This window comes from Streptomyces sp. NPDC041200, from assembly GCF_055591805.1.
This window is the reverse complement of the sequence record NZ_JBVIZF010000106.1, coordinates 1-4,535: the sequence shown is the minus strand read 5'-3', so window position 1 is coordinate 4,535 and position 4,535 is coordinate 1. Positions and strand designations below refer to the sequence as shown.

Annotated in this window: 2 protein-coding genes; both read right to left on the bottom strand. The window is 73.9% G+C overall.

The window, feature by feature from the left end; all coding sequences use genetic code 11:
* A partial coding sequence (locus ACZ6CL_RS42760; protein ID WP_468946948.1) for a type I polyketide synthase occupies nt 1-1,863 on the bottom strand: 1,863 nt, incomplete at its 3' end.
* Nucleotides 1,864-1,935: 72 nt separating this feature from the next.
* A partial coding sequence (locus tag ACZ6CL_RS42755) for an SDR family NAD(P)-dependent oxidoreductase (RefSeq protein WP_468946947.1) occupies nt 1,936-4,535 on the bottom strand: 2,600 nt, incomplete at its 5' end.

The following is a 4,535-nucleotide window of genomic DNA, read 5'->3' as shown; positions in this document are numbered from 1 at the left end:
CTCCACCGCGAACAGCGCGGGCTGGGTGTATCCGGTCCGGTCGAGCACCGAGGCATCGTCGCCGAACAGCACACTCTTCAGCGGCCGTTCCAGATACGCGTCCAGCTCCGCGCACACCGCGTCCAGAGCATCCGCGAACACCGGATAGGCGTCGTACAGCTCACGGCCCATCCCCAGCCGCTGGCTCCCCTGCCCCGTGAACAGGAACGCCACCTTCCCGGACACCGGCGAGCCCTGCACCAGCCCCGGGGTGTTCCCGTCCGCCGCCAGGGCGTCGAGTCCGGCCCGGAAGCCGTCGCGGTCGGCCGCGACGACCACCGCGCGGTGGTCGAAGGCCGAGCGGGTGGTGGCGAGCGAGTGGCCGAGGTCGAGCGGGCGCACATCAGGGTGGGCCCGCACATGCGCGGCCAGGTGCTCGGCCTGGGCGCGCAGGGCGGCGGCGCCGCGTCCGGACAGGACCCACGGCAGCACGGCGGGGGCCACGTCGGGAGCCGAAGGGGCCGTGGCCGGTTCGGGCGCGGGCGCCTGCTCGATGATGGTGTGGACGTTGGTGCCGCTCACGCCGAACGACGAGATGCCCGCGCGGCGCGGGCGGCCGTCCGTCTCCGGCCACTCCCGTGCCTCCGTGAGCAGCGACACCTCACCCGCCGACCAGTCGACGTGCGGCGTCGGCTCGTCCACGTGCAGCGTCTGCGGCAGCACACCGTGGCGCATCGCCATGACCATCTTGATGACGCCGCCGATCCCGGCGACGTTCTGCGTGTGGCCGATGTTCGACTTCAGCGAGCCGAGCCACAGGGGCCGACCCTCCGGCCGCTCCTGGCCGTAGGTGGCGAGCAGCGCCTGCGCCTCGATCGGGTCGCCCAGCGTCGTCCCCGTACCGTGCGCTTCCACGGCGTCCACGTCGGCGGCGGTGAGGCGGGCGTTCTCCAGGGCCTGACGGATGACGCGCCGCTGCGACGGCCCGTTCGGCGCCGTCAGACCATTCGACGCACCGTCCTGGTTGACGGCGGAGCCACGTACGACCGCCAGCACCGGGTGGCCATTACGCCGCGCGTCCGACAGCCGCTCCACCAGCAGCACACCGACGCCCTCGGACCAGCCGGTGCCGTCCGCCGACGCCGCGAAGGACTTGCACCGGCCGTCGGCGGACAGCCCGCGCTGACGGCTGAACTCCACGAACACATCCGGGGAGGACAGCACGGTCACGCCCGCCGCCAGGGCGAGCGAACATTCGCTCTGCCGCAGCGCCTGGACCGCCAGATGCAGGGCGACCGAGGAGGACGAGCAGGCGGTGTCGATGGTGGCCGCCGGGCCCTCCAGACCCAGGGTGTACGAGAGCCGCCCGGACGCGACGCTGGCGGCGGTGCCGGTCAGCAGATGGCCCTCGACGCCCTCCGGCAGGTCGTAACCGCCCGCCCCGTAGGCCTGCGTGGAGGCGCCGACGAACACACCGGTCCGGCTGCCCCGCATCGTCGCCGGGTCGATCCCGGCCCGCTCGAACGCCTCCCACGACGTCTCCAGCAGCAACCGCTGCTGCGGATCCATCGCGAGGGCCTCACGCGGCGAGATCCCGAAGAATCCGGCGTCGAACTGGTCCGCGTCGTACAGGAAGCCGCCGCCGCGGGCGTAGAAGGTGCCCGCGCGCTCCGGGTCCGGGTCGTACAGCGCCTCCATGTCCCAGCCACGGTCGGCCGGGAAGCCGGAGATGGCGTCCTGGCCGCCCGCGACGAGCTGCCACAGCTCCTCGGGGCTGCCGACGTCGCCGGGGAACCGGCAGCTCATGCCGACGATCGCGATCGGTTCGCGCGACGCGTCGGTGAGCTGCTGGTTCTGCTTGCGCAGCCGCTCGGTTTCCTTCAGCGAGGCCCGCAGCGCGTCAACGAGTTTGTCGTTGGGGGTTGTCATCGTCCTACTCCGTGCTTTGGGTCCGCGTCAGGAATCGTTGCCGTCGAGGCCGTCGATATCGAGCGCCATGTCGATGAGGTGCTGGACGTCCATCGTGTCGATGGACTCGGTGTCGTCTTCGACGCCACTGGTCTCGGAGGTGGCCGCTTGCGGTTCGGCCAGCCGGAGCAGGGTGTCCAGCAGCCCGGCTTCCCGGATCCGGCTCATCGGGAGGCTGGTCAGGATGCGGCGCAGCTCGGCGTCCCGCGGGTCGGTGTCCAGATCGGCCGACGCGTGGCGCGGGCCGTCCGGGACCAGTTCGGTCAGCAGATGCTGGGCGAGCACGGCCGGTGTCGGGTAGTCGTAGACCAGGCTCGCGGGCAGCCTGAGCCCGGTGGCCGAGCCCAGCCGGGTGCGCAGTTCGACCGCGGTGAGGGAGTCGAAGCCCAGCTCCTTGAAGGCGCGCCCGGCCTCGACCTCGTCGGCGGAGCCATGGCCGAGTGCGGTGGCCACATGGGTACGGACCACCTCCAGCACCGCGTCCTCACGGTCGGCCGCGGTCAGTCCCGTCAGCCGCTCGCGCAGTGCCGACGCGCCGTCGGCCGCTGCCTCGCCCGCACCCTCGCCGCCGCCCCGCAGCAGGGTGCGGACACCCGGCAGGTCGTCGATCAGCGGGCGCGGGCGGGCGGCGGTGAAGGCCGGGGCGAAACGCTCCCAGTCGACATCGGCCACGGTCACGGCGGTCTCCCGGCGGGACAGCACCCGCTGGAAGGCGGCCATGTTCAGGTCCGGCGCCATCGGCGGCAGGCCGCGGCGGCGCAGCTGCTCCTCGGCGTCGCCCTCGGTGGCCATGCCACCCTCCGCCCACGGGCCCCAGGCCACGGACGTGGCGGGCAGGCCCCGGGCGCGGCGCTGTTCGGCCAGCGCGTCGAGGAAGGCGTTACCCGCCGCGTACGCACCCTGGCCGCCACTGCCCCACACCCCGGCGATCGAGGAGAAGAGCACGAACGCGTCCAGCGGTTCGCCACCCTCCCCGAAGAGGGCGTCGAGGTGGACCGCTCCGGTGGTCTTCGCCGCCACGATCCGGGCGAACTCCGGGAGTTCGGTGCCCGTGCCGGGCTCCTGGGAGGCCCCGGCCGCGTGCACCACGGCCCGTACGGGGGTGCCGTTGGCGGCCAGCTTTTCCACGAGCGATTCCAGCGCCTCGCGGTCGGCCACATCGCAGGCCTCGACGGTCACGGCGGTGTCGGTGCCGGACAGTTCGGCCACGATTTCGGCCGCGCCCGGCGCGTCCGGGCCACGGCGGCTGAGCAGCACCAGCCGCTCAGCCCCGTGCTGGGCCAGCCAACGGGCCACATGGCGGCCCAGCGCTCCCGTACCGCCGGTCACCAGCACCGTGCCGCGCGGCGTCCACGGCTCGGCGGACGCGGCGGCCGCGTCACGCGGGGCCGGGACGAGGCGGCGTACGAAGACCCCGGCGGACCGGATGGCCACCTGGTCCTCGTCGTCGGACCCGGCGAGCACATCCGCGAGCCGGTCCAACGCGCGTGCGTTGAGCGTCTCCGGCAGATCGACCAGACCACCCCAGCGCTCGGGCTGCTCCAGGGCGACGACCCGGCCGTAGCCCCAGACCTGGGCCTGGGTGACGCTGTCCAGCCGGTCGGCGCCCCCGGTCGAGACCGCGCCCCGGGTGGCGCACCACAGGCGCGCCGAGGCATAGCCGTCCCGCTCTTCCAGCGCTTCGACCAGCGCACCGGTCAGCGCGAGACCGACCGGCACCGCCGGATGCTCCGGATGCGGCCGCTCGTCCAGCGCCAGCAGCGACAGGACACCGGCCACCGGGCCCTCGGCCGAAGCCGACGTGAGGTGGGCGGCCACGGTCGCGGGGTCGGTGTCCGCCACGTCCAGCTCGACGCGGACGACGCGCACGCCGCGCCGCGTCAGGTCGTCGGCCACCGCGGCGACCCGGGGGTCGTCGGCGAGGCGCGCGGGGGCGACGGTCAGCCAGGTCCCGGCCAGGGCACCCGCCGGGGCACCGGATGTGGCCTGCGGGCGCGGCTTCCACGCCACGTTGTAGAGACGGCCATCGGCGGCGGACTCTTCGCGCCGGGCGCGGCGCCACGACGACAGGGCGGGCAACACCGCGCTGAGCGGCTGGTCGCCCTCGACGCGCAGTTCGGTGGCCAGCGACTGCCAGTCCTCGCGCTCCACGGCGTGCCAGAACCGCGCGTCCACCGCGTCCACGGTGGTGTCGACGGCCCCTTCCGGGGTTGTGTCGGGCCAGTAGCGGCGGCGCTGGAAGGCGTACGTGGGCAGGTCGACGCGGGACGCACCGGTCCCGGCGTAGAACGCCGCCCAGTCCACCGCGGCGCCCCGGACGTACGCCTGGGCGAGCGCCGTGGTGACGGCCTCGGCCTCGGGGCGGCCGTTACGCAGCGCGGCCACGAACACCGCGTCGGCACCGGTGACGCACTCCTGCGCCATGGCGGTGAGCACACCGTCCGGACCCAGCTCGATGTACGTCGTGACGCCCTGTGCTTCGAGCGTGCGGGTGCCATCGAGGAAGCGCACGGCCTCGCGGACGTGCCGGACCCAGAAGTCCGGGCTGGTGATCTCCTCGGCGGAGACGACATCCCCGGTGAGGTTGG